This is a genomic window from Paenibacillus vandeheii (genome assembly GCF_030433635.1).
Taxonomy (GTDB): Bacteria; Bacillota; Bacilli; order Paenibacillales; family Paenibacillaceae; genus Paenibacillus; species Paenibacillus vandeheii.
On record NZ_JAROCD010000008.1, the window covers coordinates 170,355 to 189,698 of the forward strand.

The window sequence follows — 19,344 nt, forward strand, 5'->3', positions numbered from 1 at the left end:
ATACTTGACTGTCATGGCAGCTTCAAAGATAATTAAGGTTTCACTAAAAATATCCATACAGGTTCATTTTACATTTGGGAGTGAGGTGATCATTATGAATTGGTTGAATGAACTCTATACATCACAGAAACGTGAGTCGAAAAAGGACCTCGAACGTTCTTTGGTTGATGCCATCTTTCGGGTGTATGACCGCTTTCCACGAATTGGACTTAGAGAGCGAATCGGACAGCAAGAAATGTCTCTCGATATAGCCGATGCTTATATCCATGGACGTAACGCCATGATCGAAGCCGGTGTCGGAATCGGCAAGTCTTTTGGGTACCTGATACCAAGCCTGCTCACGAATCAAATGTCCCATCAACCGGTCATTATAGCTACATCCTCCATTCAGCTGTCGGAACAGATACATAAAGATTTAAGGGTCATTGGCAGCCGGTTGGGATTCTCAACGGTTCGCTCCGTCGTGGGAAAAGGCATGGCCCAGTATGCCTGTCGAAGCAGGGCGGCGGAATTGTACAGGCCAGATGATCCGAACTCCTCATTGTCTACCCTTGCCCAGCGCGTTTTAGCTTTTGAAATTGATGAACGAGCGGATATTAAAGGGGGGATTCCCGATGCCGAGTGGTCCAATGTTTCCGTAAATGATTGCCAATATGAACGTTGTCATCATAAAAATGGCTGCTTGTTTTACGATATGAGAGCCAAATTGAATGCAAAGGCTCACGAGATTGATTTTATTATCGTGAACCAGGACTTGCTCATACGGGATTTGATGAAGAAAAAAGAAGGAACCAGAAGCATCATCTCGGAACAGCCTGCTCTCATCGTCATTGATGAAGCGCATAATCTGGAAGCAAAAGTTCGAGATGCCAGAACGCTCGAGTTCACTTATCGGGGCGTCTGCCGCACTCTCGATACCACTGTGCAGCTTCTCACGAAGCAGTCCGGGGATAAAAGTCTCTTTTCCCAATCCAAGTTCATAAAAAACTGCGCCCAGCGTATCTTTAAACAGATAAACACGGACCTGCTCCACCATGCCAAACAGGATAGCGACCGTATAAAAGTATCCGAGATCAAAGGTATACCGTTAAACCAAGTCTCGAACGATTTGAAAGATCTCAGTCTTCGCCTTTCCATTTTGACCTCCCGCCACGAGCGGGAGATTGATGACGCTTTTGAAGCCATAAACGGGCTTATTACCCTCATAAATGTCTTGGCTGAAATAGAGGACAACTATCTCATATGGGCAAGCAGTCCTCTTGGAGTAGCCATCATCAGTATTTGTCCCAAAGATATAAGCCAATTTCTGAAGTACGCTTTATTTAATGGCAAGGCGCCTGTTATCCTAACGTCGGCAACACTGTGCCAAGGCGGGGAAACGCTGGAGGAACAGTACTCTTATATGACGCAATCCCTCGGTTATAAGGGTGATTTTTTGGATCGCAAATCCTCCCCTTTTGACTACACCAACCATGCCATGATGTACATCTCAAACAAAGTTCCTTATTACCACCATGAACAGCGCGAAAACTATCTTGAAGCAGCCTACAAAGAATTGGTTCAACTCTGTAATTTAACACAAGGAAGAACAATCGTCCTTTTTTCAGCAAAGGAGGACATGAAGTACATTCATAAGCAGTTGGTTTCAAGAACTAATGAGTATACATGGACAGTCCATGTTCAAAAAGAGGGATCTTCCCAGGACGGTGTCATCGCCGAATTCAGGGAAAGCAAAGGTGTACTCCTAAGTACCGGTGTATTCTGGGAAGGCGTGAATATCGAGGGTCCCGACCTGTCGCAGGTCGTTATTTTCCGTCTGCCCTTCCCTGTTCCTTCGGATCCCATTTATGAATATAAGGCATCTGTAACGGAGAATCCGTTTATGGAGGTGTTTGTACCGGACATGCTGCTCCGGTTACGGCAAGGAACCGGTCGTCTGATTCGCAGTGAAACGGACCTTGGCATACTCAGCATACTGGACTCCCGACTTAGCGCAGGGGCAAAAAAGAGTTACCGGAAACCGGTGCTGGAAACATTACCGTTCAAAAAAGTAACAGAGGATTTTTCGGTTTTGGAGAAGTTTGTTCAAAAAAAGGGGATACGACGTACGGATTGAAAATGGAACAATCAAATTATAAAACTGTGAACTCACATGAAAAGGCCCTTCCGTCCATAAAGCGGAAGAGCCAATTTCATGCTGCACGCAAGATATATGCTAGTATATAATCCAAATATATGAATCTCAAAGGAGGCATTTTCATGATTGAAAGACCAACTACAGAGGAGTATGCAGCTTTTTATGAAGGGTACATGCAGCTTGTTCCAGAAGGGAACATCATCGAACTGTTGGAGAAACAGGCCAACATCGTACAAATGTTGCTTTCTTCATTGACAGAGGAGCAAGCAAATCATCGTTACGCCGAAGGCAAATGGAGCGTGAAGGAGGTCATCGGTCACCTTTTGGATAATGAACGCATCATGAGCAGTCGATTGCTTCGCATCGCCAGAGGCGACAAAGCGAATCATCCCGGCTATGATCAGGACGTGCTAATGCAGAGCCATCCCTTCAATGCGTATACAGTATCCGATTTGAACGAAGAATATGCCGTTACACGCCGCTCAACCATACTTATGCTCCGTCGCCTCACGCCGGAAGCTTGGCTCTGCAGAGGGATCGTTAGTGATAATCCTGCTTCCGCTAGATCGATAGCCTGTATTTTGGTTGGACATGAGCTCCACCATCTGTCAGTACTTCGCGATCGCTATTCGCTGGATGTGAACTTATAATCACAACTAAATAATAGTTCTGGCCTCTTCTACAATTTGATTAATGATATCGCCTGCAGATTGGTTATCTGTTAACATTCTCGTTCCCTGCCCTGCCCAAAGGGCCATATACTCTGAATTATTTTGGCGAGCAGAAGCATTTCTGATCTCTCGAGTTAATGTATTTTGGGTAGGGAAGGGCAGCGGTTTAGTACGGGATGCTTCCCAATGTTGTATAAAATCATTCTTTATACCACGCGCTGGCCGTCCAGAAAATGCATTTGTTATTACGGTACTTTCCTCTGTGCTATCAAGTAACGCACGTTTATATACCTCATGTGCGCCAGACTCAGCGGATGTCAAGAAACGGGTCCCCATCTGTACACCTTGTGCTCCCAAAGCAAGTGAAGCCACCAGCCCTCGGCCATCCATAATTCCACCCGCAGCAACGACTGGAATATGGACATGATCTACAATTTGTGGAACAAGTGCCATGGTTCCGATGTTCGCTCCGCCGGGCTGAGATGACACATCAAAAGTTCCTCGATGTCCTCCTGCTTCACTACCTTGTGCAACAATGACGTCACATCCGCGCTTCTCCGCTTGAATAGCTTCCTCTACCGTGGTGACCTTACTCATGATTTTGATCCCTAACGATTTTGCCCTCTGTATATGATGCTCAGAAAGCAATCCAAACGTTGTACTAATAATCGGAACTTTTTCGTCCAACAAGATACCTAACTGTTCCTCAAAATGATTAGGTGAATGGATTTCATCTTTAGTCCGCCGCTTCACACCTAAGGACTCTCGAATCGAGGTCAGTTCTTCGTTTACTGCATCAAAATTCGTATATTGATCTGGTCCAACATGAGCAAAAATATTCACGGCAAACGGTGCTTGAGTTCGTTTTTTAATCTCGTGTATGGCATCTCTTAGCTCTTCAGGGCTCATATACGCAGCGCCTAGCGTACCTAACCCACCTGCATTGGAAACCGCAGCGACTAAGGGTGCCATGTTGGCGATACCCGCCATGCCCGCAAGAACGATGGGATAACGAATATTGAAGCTTTCACAGAGCTTGCTGTTTAATTGAATAGACATCGATATGTTCTCCTCATTCATTGGATTGGGTTCTTCTTCAGTTTACATCGAGTTTACCCATCATGTATAATCCGTAAATCAGATAGAACAAAAAAAGCCGCTATTACAGCGACTTTCAATGGATGAAATCCCCCACATGTGCTTTTTGCTTACTTTAATACTCTTTCTTTATTACGAAAAACGAACCCCGAATGGTTCCAGCTAACTTCGATTTCTGTCTGGCAAACTTGAACTTTTCTTCTAACTCTTTTGGTATCTCCATCCCCTCAGAGAGCTTAAAACCAACAGCCCGCTTCTTAGGGTCATCAACCGTATACATGACATTGAGAGCAAGTCCATCTTCATAAAAGACGTAGGAAAATCGAATGTTTTCCACTTGAAAAGCCGATGTCTCCAAAGGCTTGGCCGCAAACTCAATATCTCGTTCTTCCTTCAATATTCGGTTTACATATTCAAGAGTATCCTGACTTTCACTAGCGGGTACAACCGTGAATTCATGTTTATATTTGTTCATAAAATAACGGGCTTCATGTGCACGCAAACCAGCCAGTGCTTCAGCTACTGGTGATGACTCTAAACCAACCGTAGACACATTTTTGAAATCAACGCTATAAGACATCACGATCTCTCCTTCTTGTTATTTCCTAACTACAGGAATCCACATTTCACCAAACAGCAAGCCGTTTCGCTCCCCCATCTCAACCGTTGTATTTGGCCCACCTACATAAGCGTAATTCTTTTCTTGTGGCAGAACTTGTCCAAAAGCAACGCCAGTAAGGTTATTACTCAACTCTTCAGCCGTTGTCCCTTCCCCCTTAATCACCAGATATTCTCCCTTAGGGAATTGAATTACTCTAGTTGCTTCTGGCAATGTTGCTTCGGTCATGACGCCAGCATAATGCATCATTTTGTTATTCACCGCTTCGTTCACAGCAAAAATGTAGTCATTTGTCGCTACAGCTTTTAAAGCATCCAGACTTCCATCTTGTTTCACAGCCGACCAAAAATCCGCTTTTTCTTTGTTAATGCCAGCAAAATCTGTGTAGTGGCTCTTAAGCTCAGTTCCAATACCCAAAACGACAAAGCTGTCTTTTTCTTCAAATTGATAATTACTCATCATGAACACCGTCCTCTTTAAATTTATCAGTGGTTTGTCTTTTCACTTGATGGGTTTATAATAACCTTAAATCATGTCAAATTATGATACTGTTTAGGGAGGCCCGATGAAAAAAGTTGAACGGATTAATATCATCATGAGGTATATCAACAACCGCGCTCACTTTACCATTTCTGAAATCATGCGGGAATTTAACATCTCACGTTCGACCGCTATTCGAGATATCAGGGAAATTGAAGCCATGGGCATGCCACTTGTCGCTGAAGTAGGGAGGGATGGGGGTTATTTTGTTATGAACAACTCTGTCCTTCCCACGGTCCGCTTTACTGATAATGAGATCAAAGCTCTGTTTATTGCCTTTATGGCCACTAGAAATCAACAACTTCCTTATCTGAAGAGTCGTCAGTCTTTAACCGAAAAATTACTGGGTCTCATCTCCAAAAATCAGCAAGACGACCTGGTTCTTTTAAATCAAATATTGTTATTTGAAGGAACCAACCCTCATAATCCCGACTTGCTTGATTTATCAGACCTGCCCCACCCTATGTTGGAAAAAATCATCCAGATTCTTCTTTTAGAGAGCTATTTATTGGTTACCGTCAAAGAAGACAGGGAAATAAAGTCTTATCCCATTTATCTCTTGCACCTTTATCGTGAAAAAAGTCTATGGCTCATTGAAGGCTTTGACTTAGATGCAGAAAAGAGGCGAATTTTATCTGTTGACAATCTCACCCATGTAGAACCATACCCACCGAAGAAAAGGGTCAGTAAGAAAAAGATTTTAGAACAACTAAACAAGCAGGAAGAGGTTATCAATCTTGTCCTAGAGCTTGGTCCAAAGGCAATTGCACAGTTCAAGAAGTATCACCCTTTAAAGTTTTCCCTTTCTTATACGAATCCTTACCAAACCACAGCCGTTATAAAGGCGTCTATCAACGTTCATCATCCAGAAGAATTAACCGAAATAACCAATTGGTTGCTTTTCCTGGGAGGAGATATCAAGGTCAGGGAGATGCCCGAAGAAGTCTTTGCAGGTGTACAAGAGAGATTTAGCTTATATTGCTCCTAAGCCAGTGGACAGTTTGCAGTTTCATCCCTAATCATTTGGAGCTTGACCGTGCTTTTATTATCTGCTGTTTTTACCGAGATCTACTATGGGACATTATCCCAATTATCCATCGGAAGAAGAAGCCTAAGGTAACATTTAGCGATTCATAAAATAAAAACGTATTGAGGACTATCTCCTCAACACGTTTTCTGGTGATCTATAGCTCGCTTACATCATCTGTTATTGTTAAGCTCTTCGAAAAACTTAATATTAGTATTGAAATCGGGCACGGATTGAGATTCCTCAGCTTGTTTAACTAATTTTACAACCATATCATTATAAGGTGTTAAGATATTTTTGCCCGAAGCTGACTGCGGAACGACTCCATTGATATAGTCAATTTCGGTCTTCCGTTTCTTTTCTAGATCCTGCAGCATACTTGCTTTTAACAGTCGGGAGGACTCCATGAGAATTCGAAGTGTGCCCATACGTTCCGGGATATCCTTATCACTTTGTATTTCCAAAGATTCAATATCAAAGCCACTCATCATGGCAAATTTCACATCATTTGCGTGTCCAACTTTGATCGTCTCATCGGCAATACGAACGGCACTAACAATACTAATATCATGATCAAGCACGGCGCCATACTCCACATTCAGTGCTGCAGATAAACCGCTAAATGCATTGTTAATAAGCAATTTGGACCACTTCGTGCCCACCAGGTTATCGGAAATATGAGTTCCACCTACTAGGTCTAATATAGATTTGATCTGTTGAATTCGATCGGTTGTCTCACCATTTAATTCGCCAATTTGAAAAGCGTACTGCTTAAATCGATTAAACTCTGTTGTGAGTCTTGATACTCCCGGTTCAATAAACGTAGCACCAAATTCAACAGATCCGGCAACTACACGTTCTCGTCCAACTATGGAAGCCACCTTTTCTTCAGGGATACCGTTTTGCAGAGAGAGCACAACACTTTGCTCATCTAAAAACGGCAACAGATCTTGCAAGACAGATTCGTTATATAGCTGCTTGGTTAAAAGCAAAATTAAATCATATGTTCCTGACATATCGTCAGGAGTTATGGCCTTCACCTTTGCCTGAAAATCCGTAGTGCCAGTAATTTTGGCCCCTGTCTGGTTTAATGCGTCAACATGTGCTTGATAGACATCAATTAACTCTACATCTTGTCCGCCGGCAGCAATATATGCACCAGCAATGGTTCCTAAGGAACCTGCTCCTAAAACTGCGATTCTCATTTGGATTTTCCCTACCTTTTCAGACTTATTATAAAAATCAAAATCACAATCAGCTTTTTGATTTCTTTTTGATTTTCTATTTAATTCCATTTATTATTCATCAGCTAAATAATCATATATCACTGTTGGAGAAGGCAGCGAAAGCTCTGTTATGATATGGGAAGCCGAAACAACCTCAAGTACAGGCAAATCTGCCATCGGCGCAAGAGCATGAGCGAATAGCTCCAGTCTTGCGGGGCCTGACCAGGCACCTTGTATTTTAATATCCGTAATTTGGCTCCGTACCAATTCACAGATTCTTGGATATCCGTCATAACCGGGCATCTTTTTCAGCATATAATTTGGTTTAACAATTTCTTGTAGCGCCTCCGAGTGATCAAGCGGAACATGCTTATATCCCATGGTCGCGGTAGCTACTCTCAAAGAGCCATAATCCATAAGTCCAACCAATGTGTCGGAATCTACATACAAACTAGGTTTGCCCATTTTTTTAGGATAGGCACCTATTTCCCTGCCTGATGCGATTGCAGGAAAACTGTCTACGTACATTGCGTGGAGATAGTCTCCTTCCTCCCCTTCAAAGTTAACAGGTATCACCTGACCACATTCTGTATAGGAACCAAGGCCTGTTACATCCGGCATTTTCATAATCTCAAACCTTACAAGCGGAGAGGTAACCTCCAATGGCTCCGGAACGATTTTTCTTAAGCGTTCCAGATCAGTTCTATATAAAATGTTCAGGTATTCGCGATTATAAAAACGATATGGCCCCAAAGAAAATGCCCCTGCATCCAGAGGAGTTGTAAATTGCTTAACCACTTCTTCCTTTCTCATCTGAAAGACACCTTCCGATCTCTAATTTCTTCATTCTGTTGTCTGATTTCTTTATCGAAATGATGATTACAAAACCCATTTTACATCTCAATTTACATTTAATCTAATACATGATAATATATAAACTCATTTATTATAATAAATATAAGAGGTGCACAATAGTGGAGCTGCTTCAATTGAGATACTTTCAGACAGTCGCTTATACAGAACATATTTCTAAGGCTGCCGAACAATTAAATATTGCTCAGCCTTCTTTAAGCCTGACGATAAAGAGACTTGAGGAGGAGTTGGGTACAACCTTATTTGATCGGAAAGGGAGAAATATTCAATTGAATGCGTCTGGAAAAATCCTCTTGAAGCATGTCAACAGGATCTTCACCGAAATTGAAAATGCAAGAATGGAAATACAGACGAAGGATATGGCAGTTGACCATACCATCAAAATATCGATTTCAAATCCCAGATTCCTATCTGGATTGATCAGCAGGTACATTACCCAGTGGCCGGATACCAATATACAACAGGGACTTGGAGCTAGAAATGATATCCTTGCAAGCTTAAAAAAAGGGGATATTGATTTGGGGATCGCAGGTCCACCTATAGCGGACGATGAGATTGAAAGTTGTGTCCTTATTAATGAAGATATCGTGCTAGTTTTACCATCCACTCACAAGTTTGCGACAAAATCTGAAATTTCGCTAAGCAATGTGGCTGATGAATCTTTTATTTCCCTTGCTAATAATGAGGAATATAGCTTCTTTACAACCGAGCTTTGTAAAAAGGCAGGTTTCACTCCTAAGAATATATTCGAGGTAGATTCTCATTTACTGGCGGAAATTATTAAGGTTAATCAGGGTATCGCACTGCTCCCTATTTCAGTCTGTAGAAAATTGGATTTGATTTACGTCAGAATCGCGGATATTAATCCTACCTATCCAGTGGGACTATCTTGGGTGAAGGATAGACATTTATCTTCTTCGGCCAGAAGTTTCCGGGACTTTATCATTGCATATTTTAATGATCATTATGCATTGTACAAAGTTTGAAAAACTACATATTCGGAGCTTTTTGTGACTTTTTGGCGACTTGAGTTCAGTAATTTGATTTCATCTAAAGTGCAATAAAATATCATTCACTGATTGCTCAGGTGACTGCGCCGAACTATCCAGCCAAAATCCGATTTGAGGCGTTTCTTTCAAAAATTCCGAGTACAAATTCTCTACCGTAAAACCAGTGTACCCGACCTTTCCTCTTGATTTTTCACGCTCTTTTACCACCTCTACCTTAGGACACAGCACAACTAACTGAACCGGGTAATCCTTTAACTGCTCCATCATATAGACTAATTCCGCACCGTAGTAATTATCCTGCAAAACTACAGAAAAACCATTCTCATAATAGGTTTTTGCGGCATTTGCGGCTAGCTGATAACGCAAATATAATTGACGGACTGCTTCTTCCGACGGTTCAGCGGACATGTCTTCACGGCCGGATACAATCATGCGACGGAATATATCACCACGCAGATGTACGGCTTTTCCCAGCTTGGAAGCCAGCAGCTCCGACACTGTTGACTTACCAGAAGCCATTACGCCTGTAATTAAGTAGATCGCTTTTTCCATAACTTAGTACCTCCTTCTTATCATAAACAGAGACAAGCCTATACAAAGAAGAAACATTCAACATGGGTTCTTAGACATATTTATTTATCATGGCATTTAGAAACTCTCGAAATTCTACAACATATGCTTTAGGTTCTATGATTTCCAAATCCGTCCCGAAACTAGCTAAAAACCGAAATCCAAAGTGGTTTTGTGGCATATCTATTTCGGCTATAAGGAGTTCAGAATTGTAAGCTTCAATCCTTTTTTGACCGTATCTTTCAATAAATTGATCTTTTATCCGATGTGAGATCAATACTTTAATTGTAATTAGTTTCGGTTGATAATATTGCTCTGATTTCTGTTCAGTCATATAATCTCTAGCAACAAATGTTTTAATATCGATATTCAGATTATCCGTTCTGGACAATTTAAAAGTTCGATATTCCATTCGATCTAAACAAAACCCCTTCAAATACCAACTCATTTCACTAAAATGAAGCTGGTATGGCTCGACCCGTCTCTGCGACTTGACTCCACTTTGATCTATATAATCGAATGTAAGTAACCTTCCCTGCACTATTGCTTCCTGGCAAGTCTTTAAGATTTGCACAATTTCAGGACGACCATCCCAATTATAGAATGACAGTTGAATTGTACCTCCCGAAGTCGTTGAACCTATCATCGATTCAATCTTTTTAAGCGTTGATTCTACTTCGTCACTAAATAGAATTTTTCCTAATCCACCGAGTGCAGTTAGTATATTCTCTAAGTCTTTGCTACTTAAAAGTCGTTTGTCTATTTTGTATTCATCCATAATCCCGTATCCACCGTTCACTCCATTAATAGAATAAATGGGAATGTTAGATAATCCGAGTGTTTCCATATCGCGAAGAATCGTTCTTTTGGATACATTGAATAATTTGGCGAATTCGGTGGCTGAAACCACATTCTTTTGCAGCAAGATCATTATGATAGATATTAATCTTTCAATTTTGTTCAAGATAGTCCTCTTTAAGTAAATAAATTTGAACAAAGCTATAATAGGTGACAATGTAGCTGTCACCTATTATAGCTTACACTTCATGTATTACAAGAAGGAGGTTTTATCATGTCAGTTATTGCATATTTAAATTTTGATGGGAACACTGAGCAAGTCATCGCGTTTTATTCAGAAGCTTTAAACGCAAGTGATGTAAAAAAAGTGAAATTCAAGGATTTTTCACAAGATCCAAACTACCCTTTACCAGAAAATGAGTTGAATATGATTATGGAGTCATCGTTAGAATTCGCTGGTGGAAAAATAATGATGTCGGATCTTCTTCCTTCAATGAAGAACGTAACAGGTGAGCTGGTTAAAGGCAACAATGTAATCATTAGTATCATTATTGATGATAAACAGGCAAGTGAAAAATACTTTTCTAATTTGTCTGTAGGTGGCTATGTGATCATGCCTTTATCAGAAATGCCTTGGTCTTCCTGCTTCGGAATGTTGGTTGATAAATTTGGTATCGTTTGGAAGTTTAATAGCGACGCTGATACATTTCTGGATAGAGTGATTTCTAATCAACAGTAATGCAAATCGAAGCCCACGTGCTGCTCAAGTTGGAGCAATTCGTGGGCTTCCCTCCTTTATATCTCTAAAATTCTCAAGGACGGCATTTGGTCAATTTTGTTGTAAATTTAAATCTAGACAGGCAAAAAGCCGTCTTTATTGACGGCTTACACGATTTAATGCATATCTGGTAGTTACAGCAATAACAGAAAGCGTGTTAAATACTTCTATGGATCACAGATTTAGTCTCGGCTGCCTCAAAAATAGTCTCAATTAGTACAAGTACTCTGTGAACTTCATCATTCTTAATTGCAATTTCGGATTTCCCTTCGAGTACAGAGACAAAATTTTCATAGAAGCTTTGCTCCTCCAAGTCCGGCTTTTGTATTGCAAACTTTAGCGTGGACTGTTCGGACGGCGGCGCCATCGTTTTGGTCAATCCCTGCCCCGCTTGAATAGGTTTCGGCTCTATATGAGCAACATCCGGATTTCGAGTGATAATCTCTCCACTTAAATCCCAGTCCCGAATCACTGCAGTACCTTCCGTTCCTTTGAGATACCATCTCGGTAGCTTCACATAATTGGTCGTTCCCACTTCAATCAGTGCCGTCAGGCCATCTTTAAATGTTATATAACTCGTAAAACCATCATCCACTTCGGTTCCCAAAATATAACTTAAATTAGCCGCAACGCTTTCAATTTGGCTATCTGTAATCTGCAGCAGTTGGTCCAGCAAATGCACGCCCCAATCCAGCAACATACCTCCACCGTAATCCTTCAGCTGGCGCCAGTCGCCAGGTATGCCGTTGGCTCCTTGAACCCGGGATTCCAAATGGAACAACTCGCCCAAAGTCTTTTTCTCGATGATGTCCTTGGCAGTCCGGAAATCTTCATCCCAGCGACGATTTTGATGGACCGTAAACACGCGTTTCTCTTGGTTCGCTACCTCGACGATATCATTAAAGTCCCTGCTAGTTATTGTAACCGGTTTTTCGCAAATTACATGTTTACCAGCCCGCAGAGCTTGAATTGCTATATCTTTGTGAACATCATTAGGTGTAGCAATCAAAACGATATCCACCAGCTCATCTGTTAGAACAGCATCCAGACTTGCATATGTTTTATAGCCGGCTTCCTTGCCCAATTCCATCCGATATTCAACCGTATCGTATACACCGATTACGGAAATCTGTGATACAGGCTCAATTAACTGGCAATGATAGCCGCCCATCCCCCCAAAGCCAACAATTGCTATATTATAAATTCGGTTATTCATCTTCATCGTCCTTTCCCTTTTTGACTATGCCTACATAGACTTCTCACAGCAAACTTTATGTAAAAAAAGATGAGTGGCTGCGACCTTGATTCTATGCAAGATGTTTAGCACCTCAACTTGTTTAATACCCTTATCATACAAGTCTGATCAAAGACTATCTTCCTATTTTCTTGCTGTTTTATTCCCGGATATTGTCATGCGATACTTTAAAGGCGATGTCCCCGTTGCTTCCTTGAAGAAGTGATGAAACGTCTTAACGCTATTGAATCCGGCCTGCTCAGCTATTTCGGTGATTGAATAATTTTCATTGAGCAAAATCCATTTCGCTTTATTAAGTCGATATTCATTTAGAAAGGTTATAAAGGTCATTCCTGTATTTTTCTTGAAAAACTTAGTGAAATAATACGGACTGAACCCTATATAGTCGGCAACGTCCTTTAGTATAATTGATTCCTGGTAATGGCTTTCTACATATTCGAAAATTCGTTCCAGCTTTAAAAGCATTTCTTTGGTCGGAGTCAAGATATGTTCCGAAATTTGGGGTCGATGTGTCTCGTTCCCCCTTGGTACTTCTCTTAGAATAAAAGCCAACATTTCGTAAAGCTTAGCCTTGATCATATATGCATAGCCCTCTTTGCGCTCGTCATCTTCTGTGCTTATGCTTTGAAGAAGAGGAAGAAGCCTGGTTGCCGTTTCATGAGGCCAGTTCCTGCTGGATTGCTCTATTTGAGTAAAAATATCACGAAGCGACCGATCATCGTAAATTAGTGTGGATACGTCTTGAAACAGGCTCAGATCAAATTGAATAACAATTCGCTCACTATCTGGGGATGACAGAAAAAAGTGGACGTCACCGCCATTAATAAATTGGACTTCCCCCTGCTTCAGACGAATCACCTTATCATTCAATCCCAAATCCAAGCTTCCTTGGGTAACATAAATAATTTCAATTTCCCTATGCCAGTGAGGATAACAGAGCACATCCCCTTTGTGAATAAAGCTCCGAAATGGGAGTCGTTTGTCAAGTTCCGGGATTTCCAGATATAAACTCATGTACGTTAGCTATCCTCCTTAAATATGTTTCATTCAATACATATCATGTAACCGATTTCAGAGCAACTTCATGTGCAAATTCCTTCTGTTCATTCTCTGTTGATCCTAATCATAAAATTTAAAAGAATGTGTTTATAAACGTTTTTCTCATCGTGATTGCTGCTGAATAATCCTGCATCATCAAGTCGATTTTGACGGTAACGTGCAATATAGAATTAACAATAAGCCTTATCAAAAATCGCACATCCGATTATCCGGATGTGCGATTTTTTTACATTCTAATTCTCTTGTTCCTTAATTACCTGCTCAATTCCCAAAAGGATCAGCTTCAAGCCGAATTCAAACGCTCCGTCGGTTCCCATCAGTTGAAACAAGCCGTTCGTGAACATTCTTCTGAACAATCCTGCTTCCGCTTCGCCCATGGAGTCCAAAAGGCGAATCATCTCTTCGCCAGGAAGTGCTGCTTGGTCCTTAAAGATTGCGGCGACATTGCGCTGATGCTGATAATCATCCAGAACGAAGTAGAAGACATAGTTCACAAGTGTAGTAACCACTTGCATTTTCTGATCTTGCTCAAGCGGGGTCGATTCAACGCAGAGCAGCATGCGGTTGGTGAACCGAATAATGTCCGGTTCGTGGGGCAGCGTCATCATCATGAGCTGTGTGGAGCAGGGATACCGGCTGAGCACACTACGTACCGTTTCCGCAAGACCCGTTAGCTGCTCCTTCCAGTCTCCCTCGGAGTGGAACTCCTCCAAAATTATTTTCGAAACCTGGTTGGCCAGACGCTGATAGAGATGCTGCTTGCTTTTGAAGTACCAATACAAGGAGGGTGCCTGAATCCCCAGCCGATCGGCCAATCGCCTCAAACTGAATTTCTCGATACCCTCCTCTCCCAGAAGCTCCCACGAAGCTTCCAAAATCTTATCCTCCGAAATTTGAGGCTGTTGTTTTTTCATGGATATCCGCCCTTTTATCTAACAGTGTAAGATTATACTTTACAGGTTCATAAGTTCATGATACCATCTAACACTGTAAGGCACAAACTAACACTGTTAGATTGGGAGTTGAATATATTGTTCGAATTCCACACCATTTCAAAAAAATAAATGAAGAAAGTAGTGAAACCCATGGATGCAGAAAACCTCCATTATTTTGAAAAAGCACCGATTGCAAAAGCCGTAGCTCACTTCGCCGTACCCATGATGTTAGGCACGTCGATGAGTGTCATCTATTCCATCTTAAATGCCTATTTCCTTGGTACACTGGGCAATACGGCCATGTTAACCGCACTCGCTCTAACCTTGCCTTTATTCGCGGTGATTATGGCGCTCGGTAACTTGATTGGTATGGGTAGCGGTACATTCATCTCCCGTTTGCTGGGCGAAAAAAGATATGATGATCTGAAACATGTGTCTTCATTCGCCTTTTACAGCAGTTTAGTTCTTGGACTTATCGTTATAGCCGTTGGCCTCCCACTGATCGATCCAATCGTTCAGGGCTTGGGAGCAACGCCTGAATCCTTCGGATTTACGAAGGACTATGTCACGATTATGCTTATTGGTTCACCATTCGTCATCTTATTCTTCACGCTGGAGAATATTGTGCGCTCCGAGGGTTCAGCGATCACGTCGATGGTCGGTATGATTCTCAGTGTGGTTGTAAATATTATTCTTGATGCGATAGCCGTCTTCATCTTCCATTGGGGTGTGATTGGCGTTGCTTCTGCTACGGTCATCTCTAACTTGATTGCAAGTGTTTTTTACGCATTTCATATGGGATATAAGAGCCAGTTTTTGACCATCTCCGTAAAATGGTTCAGGGCTTCCAAGGAAATTATGAGCAATGTTTTCAAAATCGGAGTTCCCGTTTTTATAATGAGTATCTTCTTGGGTGCAATGTCGCTCATTTTGAACCATTTTCTTGTCGAGTATGGGGATCAGGCCGTAGCGGGGTACGGAATTTCATCACGTTTGTTGCAATTTCCTGAGTTTATTCTGATGGGCTTATGCGAGGGAGTTGTGCCGTTGATTGCCTTCTCTTTTACAGCGAATAAATTACGCATGAAGCATACCATTGGATTTACGATCAAAGCCATTGTAGCGTTAGCTGTTGTGTTCGGCGTTGTCGTCTATCTGATATCCGACCACTTGATTGGTTTATTTACAAATGACCCGCAATTAATTGAAATGGGCAGCTACATTCTGCATGTCACGTTCTTATCCTTATTTATTACAGGAATGACCTCATTGTTTGTGGGGATCTTCCAGGCAACAGCGCAAGGTACCGCCGCCTTCATTATGTCAGTCATTCAAGGAATTACTCTCATTCCTGTGCTCTATATCGCCAACCGACTGAACGGCTTCCACGGAGTCGTTTGGTCCCTCGTCATTGCAGATGTCGTCGCGTTCCTTGTTGGAGCTATTATGCTGTATATTCTGCGAAACAAATTGCAGCCTGAATTGGAAAATCTAGTACATTAGAAGATAAATAATTCACAAGACAGCAAGGTGCATGTTGAGGGCTGTATGCAAAAGCATGAGAGTGGTATCCCTGCTCTCATGCTTTTTTGGTTTCAATGTTTTCTATTCCATCATTTTAAATCCAAGGTGACACTGAGATCACGGAGATAGTTTGTAGGATTAAATACAGGTGTGGTTATCTGGATAGAGTCCGAGCTCTTGACGTTAGCAAAAGTGATTTCATACTTATTGCTCCCTGCTATACGAACCGGTGGACTGACTCTTGGCAACGGATTTCCCTTATGATCATAAAGCCAGATTTCACTCACTTGATCATAAATTCGTTCTCCTGTAATTTCGAAAGTAAAAGTTAAATTATTTTTCTCTAATTTCTGATCTACCATGATGATGGATCCCACTTTCCCTTGGGGGATAGTGATCGGGGTTCCGTTCCAATCCCCATTTACTTTTACCGTAGTATAAGCACTGCTTATATAAGGTACAATCATTACTTTTTTGGGAAGAATCTCAAAGGGCTCGAAAAAGAACTTATATTCTCCACTGTCCTTCAAGAAGTCGGACACATGATAACCGGTACTACCCAAAACATGACCTTGATCATCGCTCACCTTGAACTTCAATATTCTGGCTATGTTATCGTCCGTATTTTTTAGACGAACGGAGAGCTCTGTCGTAGTTGGATAAAGGACAAGAGCATCATAATTCATTTCTATCTCGTTCCAAATTCCGGATTTGGTAATAGGGATCGATTGGAATCCCCCTTGAAGCTCTATGGGTATCTTAGCGTAGGTGGTTGTCTCATCTCGGGACATAATGTCGAGAATAAACTTGTCGGACAGTTGCTCTTTTGGATCAATTCGAAGTGTTCCAGCATACGTTCCATTCTCCAATTTTAGCGCAGGAGCATCCATGCTAAAGTTATACAACCTGTTACCATCCACCGTAAAAATAACATTATCAACAAACTCAAACGGATCCTTGTCATCCGCTGATGCAACCCAGCCAAGATTGATATTTGAACCGTCATATAGACTCTCCGTAAAAGTGACCTCATGAACGCCGATTTGAACTTGCTGATTGAGTTGTTGGGATAATCCCAGTTGACTTCCTCTTTTCACCCCTGCCCCCCCAACTAGCTCAAATGCAGATCCGATTATGGGAATAGACTTCATCGCCTCGGCAAAAGCTGGAGACAAAGACGTCATACCCACTGTAATGGATAAGGAAGCAGCTATAACACTTATAATATAAAATATTGTCTTAGACGATTTTTTGTGTCTTCTTGTTAGTTCGTCAAGAGTTTGCTCAATGTGCTTATCAACAGCTTCTGGTAACGAACGATTCACTTGTTTCTTTAATTGCTGCTCCCATTTCTCCATGAAAATCCCTCCTGCTCCCTAAAAATATGACGTGCATTTTCACGTGCGCGGCGTAACCTTGTCTTAATTGTGTTCTCCGGCTTCTGGTATATTTCTGCTAAATCCTTAATGGATATATCATTAATGTGATAAAGCTCAAGGAGTTGTCTATCTTCCTTAGGCAATATTTCTAATAATTGCTCCAGTTCAACCTGTTCAAATCCATCCTCATGTGTGGAGAGAGACGTAAAATTCCCTAGCTCAGTAATCTTTTTATTTTGACGATGGATTTGATTACATTCATTAATTACAATTCGCAACAGCCATGTTTTGAAAAACGCAGGTTCCCTTAATGTCTTTATCTTCTCGAAAGCTTTCAGAATCGATTCTTGCATGGCGTCCCTGCAATCTACATCGTTTGTAAGTATGGTTTTTGCCACTTGGTACATGACAACTTTATGAGCTTGAATCAAGTTCTCAAAGGCGTGAACGTTGCCTTTTTGAGCTTTTTTCACCTCTTTGAGTACGTCCAATAAGTTTCCCCTCCTTCCGTTTAGACAAATGTTAGATGCACAACATCGCAAAGAGGTTTCAAATTTTAAATTTTGGAGAAAACCAGCACTTTTCTTAAGCAGCGCTCTCGTGTAGCAAAAATCGTAAGTTTGAATTTATAAGTATATTACGAGAATTTTCATATGTAGGGTAACTTCTGCTGGATTTATCATTTTTAAATAAATAATTTAAAATCTATACGTTTATCCTTCTCATAACAGGATTCAATAAGAATAGCCATGTGCTGTCTTCCAACACTGGAAGCAGAACAAGGGGACTCATTGTGCCAGTAAACCGTATTCGGATGCTATCTGATTCAATGCACCGTAATGTACTCAGAAGATACTTTCCATTAATCGAAATGCTAAAATTCACTCCGTTCTTATCTTCTAAAAATAGCGTATCCCTTACATCACCAATTTCGGCCGTACTGGATATAAGCTCCAACTTTTTCTCTGATACATGCATTGTAATTAAATGATAGTCAGCCAAAACAAATACGCGGTCAATCATTTGTCTAAATGATTTGATATTAAGAATAATCTCGGAGACATGAGAAGTTGGGACAAGATTTCTGGTTGGAGGGTAAAGACCTTCGATTAAGACCGATTCAATAAGCTGATTTTGCGTTATAAACCTAATTTCATGTGGGCTAAATTGTATAGTTACCATTCCATGGTCGTCATCCAATAGTTTGACTATCTCTATTAAATTAACACCAGGAATTACTGCACTTCCCGAGAATCCCATTCCGTTCTTGATACAGATTGACCCTGTAGCCATTCGAATAACCCCGTCGGTAGCAGTCATAGTGAGCTGATTCCCTTGAACCTCCAGCGATACACCCGTCAAAATTGGTTTCCCCTCAGATGTTGAACATGCCCCCGCAACCTGTTTAATCAAATACTTTAATGAGTTGCACGATACATCTATGCCATTGCCTGTCTGTTGATGATCTTGAGTTGGGATAAATGGGTAGTCAATAGGCGACATTCCGCTCAGGCAAACGCGCGTGTTCCCAGAAGTTATACTCAATATGAGTTGCTCATTCACCTCCAAGATCACATTGCCATCATTCAATTTACGAATGATTTCATATAAATATTTTGCTGGACAGACAATGCTCCCCTCGTTAAAAATATGAATCTTACTATCAGTAATACAAGCCTTATATTGAACCGTTAAGCTTACATTACTCCCCCTAAAAATGACCTCTTCATTTCCTGCATATATGTATAGCCCGGACAATATCCCATGACTATTGTTCGATAAAGCCTTAAAGACATGTTGAATAGACTTAATTAGTAAATCTCTTGATATGTGCACTAACAACTT

19 protein-coding genes are annotated in these 19,344 nt (G+C 41.3%); 6 read left to right on the plus strand and 13 right to left on the minus strand.

Translation table 11 applies throughout. From position 1 onward, the window contains the following. Window positions 1-94: 94 nt before the first annotated feature. Both P5G61_RS17380 and P5G61_RS17385 read left to right on the plus strand, forming a co-directional pair. Complete coding sequence (locus P5G61_RS17380; RefSeq protein WP_301247674.1) at window positions 95-2,116, plus strand: ATP-dependent DNA helicase; 2,022 nt, start codon at window positions 95-97, stop codon at window positions 2,114-2,116. Between the two features lie 143 nt (window positions 2,117-2,259). After that, window positions 2,260-2,787 carry a DinB family protein gene (locus P5G61_RS17385; RefSeq protein ID WP_301247675.1) on the plus strand — a complete coding sequence of 176 codons (528 nt, stop codon included), beginning with the start codon at window positions 2,260-2,262 and terminating at the stop codon, window positions 2,785-2,787. Between the two features lie 6 nt (window positions 2,788-2,793). Here P5G61_RS17385 and P5G61_RS17390 read toward each other — a convergent pair whose 3' ends face one another. The 3 genes from P5G61_RS17390 to P5G61_RS17400 form a co-directional block, all read right to left on the minus strand. Next, the gene (locus P5G61_RS17390; protein WP_079349100.1) at window positions 2,794-3,888 is read right to left on the minus strand and encodes an NAD(P)H-dependent flavin oxidoreductase; all 1,095 of its coding nucleotides are present in this window, start codon (window positions 3,886-3,888) and stop codon (window positions 2,794-2,796) included. 133 nt (window positions 3,889-4,021) lie between these two features. Continuing rightward, window positions 4,022-4,486, minus strand: a complete 465-nt coding sequence (locus P5G61_RS17395) for a phage tail protein (protein ID WP_301247676.1) — start codon at window positions 4,484-4,486, stop codon at window positions 4,022-4,024. Window positions 4,487-4,504: 18 nt separating this feature from the next. Then, entirely contained in the window at window positions 4,505-4,984 is a 480-nt protein-coding gene (locus tag P5G61_RS17400; RefSeq protein WP_079349739.1) for a GyrI-like domain-containing protein, read from the minus strand. A 106-nt stretch (window positions 4,985-5,090) separates the two neighbouring features. Between P5G61_RS17400 and P5G61_RS17405 the strand changes: the two genes are divergently transcribed. Beyond that, on the plus strand, window positions 5,091-6,053 hold the full coding sequence (locus P5G61_RS17405; protein WP_301247677.1) for a helix-turn-helix transcriptional regulator: 963 nt from the start codon (window positions 5,091-5,093) through the stop codon (window positions 6,051-6,053). Between the two features lie 212 nt (window positions 6,054-6,265). Here the strand turns inward: P5G61_RS17405 and P5G61_RS17410 are convergent, their stop codons facing one another. Then, window positions 6,266-7,297: a ketopantoate reductase family protein gene (locus tag P5G61_RS17410; RefSeq protein WP_301247812.1), complete on the minus strand. Its 1,032-nt coding sequence runs from the start codon at window positions 7,295-7,297 to the stop codon at window positions 6,266-6,268. 93 nt (window positions 7,298-7,390) lie between these two features. Next, window positions 7,391-8,131, minus strand: a complete 741-nt coding sequence (locus P5G61_RS17415; protein WP_301247678.1) for an acetoacetate decarboxylase — start codon at window positions 8,129-8,131, stop codon at window positions 7,391-7,393. A gap of 161 nt (window positions 8,132-8,292) precedes the next feature. Between P5G61_RS17415 and P5G61_RS17420 the strand changes: the two genes are divergently transcribed. Continuing rightward, window positions 8,293-9,177 carry a LysR family transcriptional regulator gene (locus P5G61_RS17420; protein WP_301247679.1) on the plus strand — a complete coding sequence of 295 codons (885 nt, stop codon included), beginning with the start codon at window positions 8,293-8,295 and terminating at the stop codon, window positions 9,175-9,177. A gap of 60 nt (window positions 9,178-9,237) precedes the next feature. Here the strand turns inward: P5G61_RS17420 and P5G61_RS17425 are convergent, their stop codons facing one another. Together P5G61_RS17425 and P5G61_RS17430 are read right to left on the minus strand one after the other, a co-directional pair. Continuing rightward, entirely contained in the window at window positions 9,238-9,753 is a 516-nt protein-coding gene (locus P5G61_RS17425) for an AAA family ATPase (RefSeq protein WP_301247680.1), read from the minus strand. 70 nt (window positions 9,754-9,823) lie between these two features. Then, complete coding sequence (locus tag P5G61_RS17430; protein ID WP_079349740.1) at window positions 9,824-10,735, minus strand: helix-turn-helix transcriptional regulator; 912 nt, start codon at window positions 10,733-10,735, stop codon at window positions 9,824-9,826. A gap of 108 nt (window positions 10,736-10,843) precedes the next feature. Between P5G61_RS17430 and P5G61_RS17435 the strand changes: the two genes are divergently transcribed. Next, window positions 10,844-11,308 carry a VOC family protein gene (locus P5G61_RS17435; RefSeq protein WP_301247681.1) on the plus strand — a complete coding sequence of 155 codons (465 nt, stop codon included), beginning with the start codon at window positions 10,844-10,846 and terminating at the stop codon, window positions 11,306-11,308. A gap of 196 nt (window positions 11,309-11,504) precedes the next feature. Here P5G61_RS17435 and P5G61_RS17440 read toward each other — a convergent pair whose 3' ends face one another. The 3 genes from P5G61_RS17440 to P5G61_RS17450 all read right to left on the minus strand — a co-directional run bounded on the left by P5G61_RS17440 (window position 11,505) and on the right by P5G61_RS17450 (window position 14,575). Beyond that, complete coding sequence (locus P5G61_RS17440) at window positions 11,505-12,569, minus strand: Gfo/Idh/MocA family protein (RefSeq protein ID WP_301247682.1); 1,065 nt, start codon at window positions 12,567-12,569, stop codon at window positions 11,505-11,507. Window positions 12,570-12,725: 156 nt separating this feature from the next. Beyond that, complete coding sequence (locus P5G61_RS17445) at window positions 12,726-13,616, minus strand: AraC family transcriptional regulator (protein WP_301247683.1); 891 nt, start codon at window positions 13,614-13,616, stop codon at window positions 12,726-12,728. 278 nt (window positions 13,617-13,894) lie between these two features. Then, on the minus strand, window positions 13,895-14,575 hold the full coding sequence (locus P5G61_RS17450) for a TetR/AcrR family transcriptional regulator (RefSeq protein WP_285075338.1): 681 nt from the start codon (window positions 14,573-14,575) through the stop codon (window positions 13,895-13,897). Between the two features lie 171 nt (window positions 14,576-14,746). Here P5G61_RS17450 and P5G61_RS17455 point away from each other — a divergent pair, with 171 nt between their 5' ends. Further along, complete coding sequence (locus P5G61_RS17455; protein ID WP_301247813.1) at window positions 14,747-16,099, plus strand: MATE family efflux transporter; 1,353 nt, start codon at window positions 14,747-14,749, stop codon at window positions 16,097-16,099. Window positions 16,100-16,209: 110 nt separating this feature from the next. Here P5G61_RS17455 and P5G61_RS17460 read toward each other — a convergent pair whose 3' ends face one another. The 3 genes from P5G61_RS17460 to dnaN all read right to left on the minus strand — a co-directional run bounded on the left by P5G61_RS17460 (window position 16,210) and on the right by dnaN (window position 19,335). Continuing rightward, window positions 16,210-17,478 (minus strand): DUF4179 domain-containing protein, encoded by a 1,269-nt coding sequence (locus P5G61_RS17460; RefSeq protein WP_301247684.1) that lies wholly within the window; start codon window positions 17,476-17,478, stop codon window positions 16,210-16,212. Continuing rightward, entirely contained in the window at window positions 17,454-17,990 is a 537-nt protein-coding gene (locus P5G61_RS17465) for a sigma-70 family RNA polymerase sigma factor (RefSeq protein ID WP_079349112.1), read from the minus strand. Before P5G61_RS17465 ends, P5G61_RS17460 begins: the two co-directional genes overlap by 25 nt. Before the next feature lie 214 nt (window positions 17,991-18,204). Further along, window positions 18,205-19,335, minus strand: a complete 1,131-nt coding sequence (dnaN, locus tag P5G61_RS17470) for a DNA polymerase III subunit beta (protein WP_301247814.1) — start codon at window positions 19,333-19,335, stop codon at window positions 18,205-18,207. Window positions 19,336-19,344: the final 9 nt, after the last annotated feature.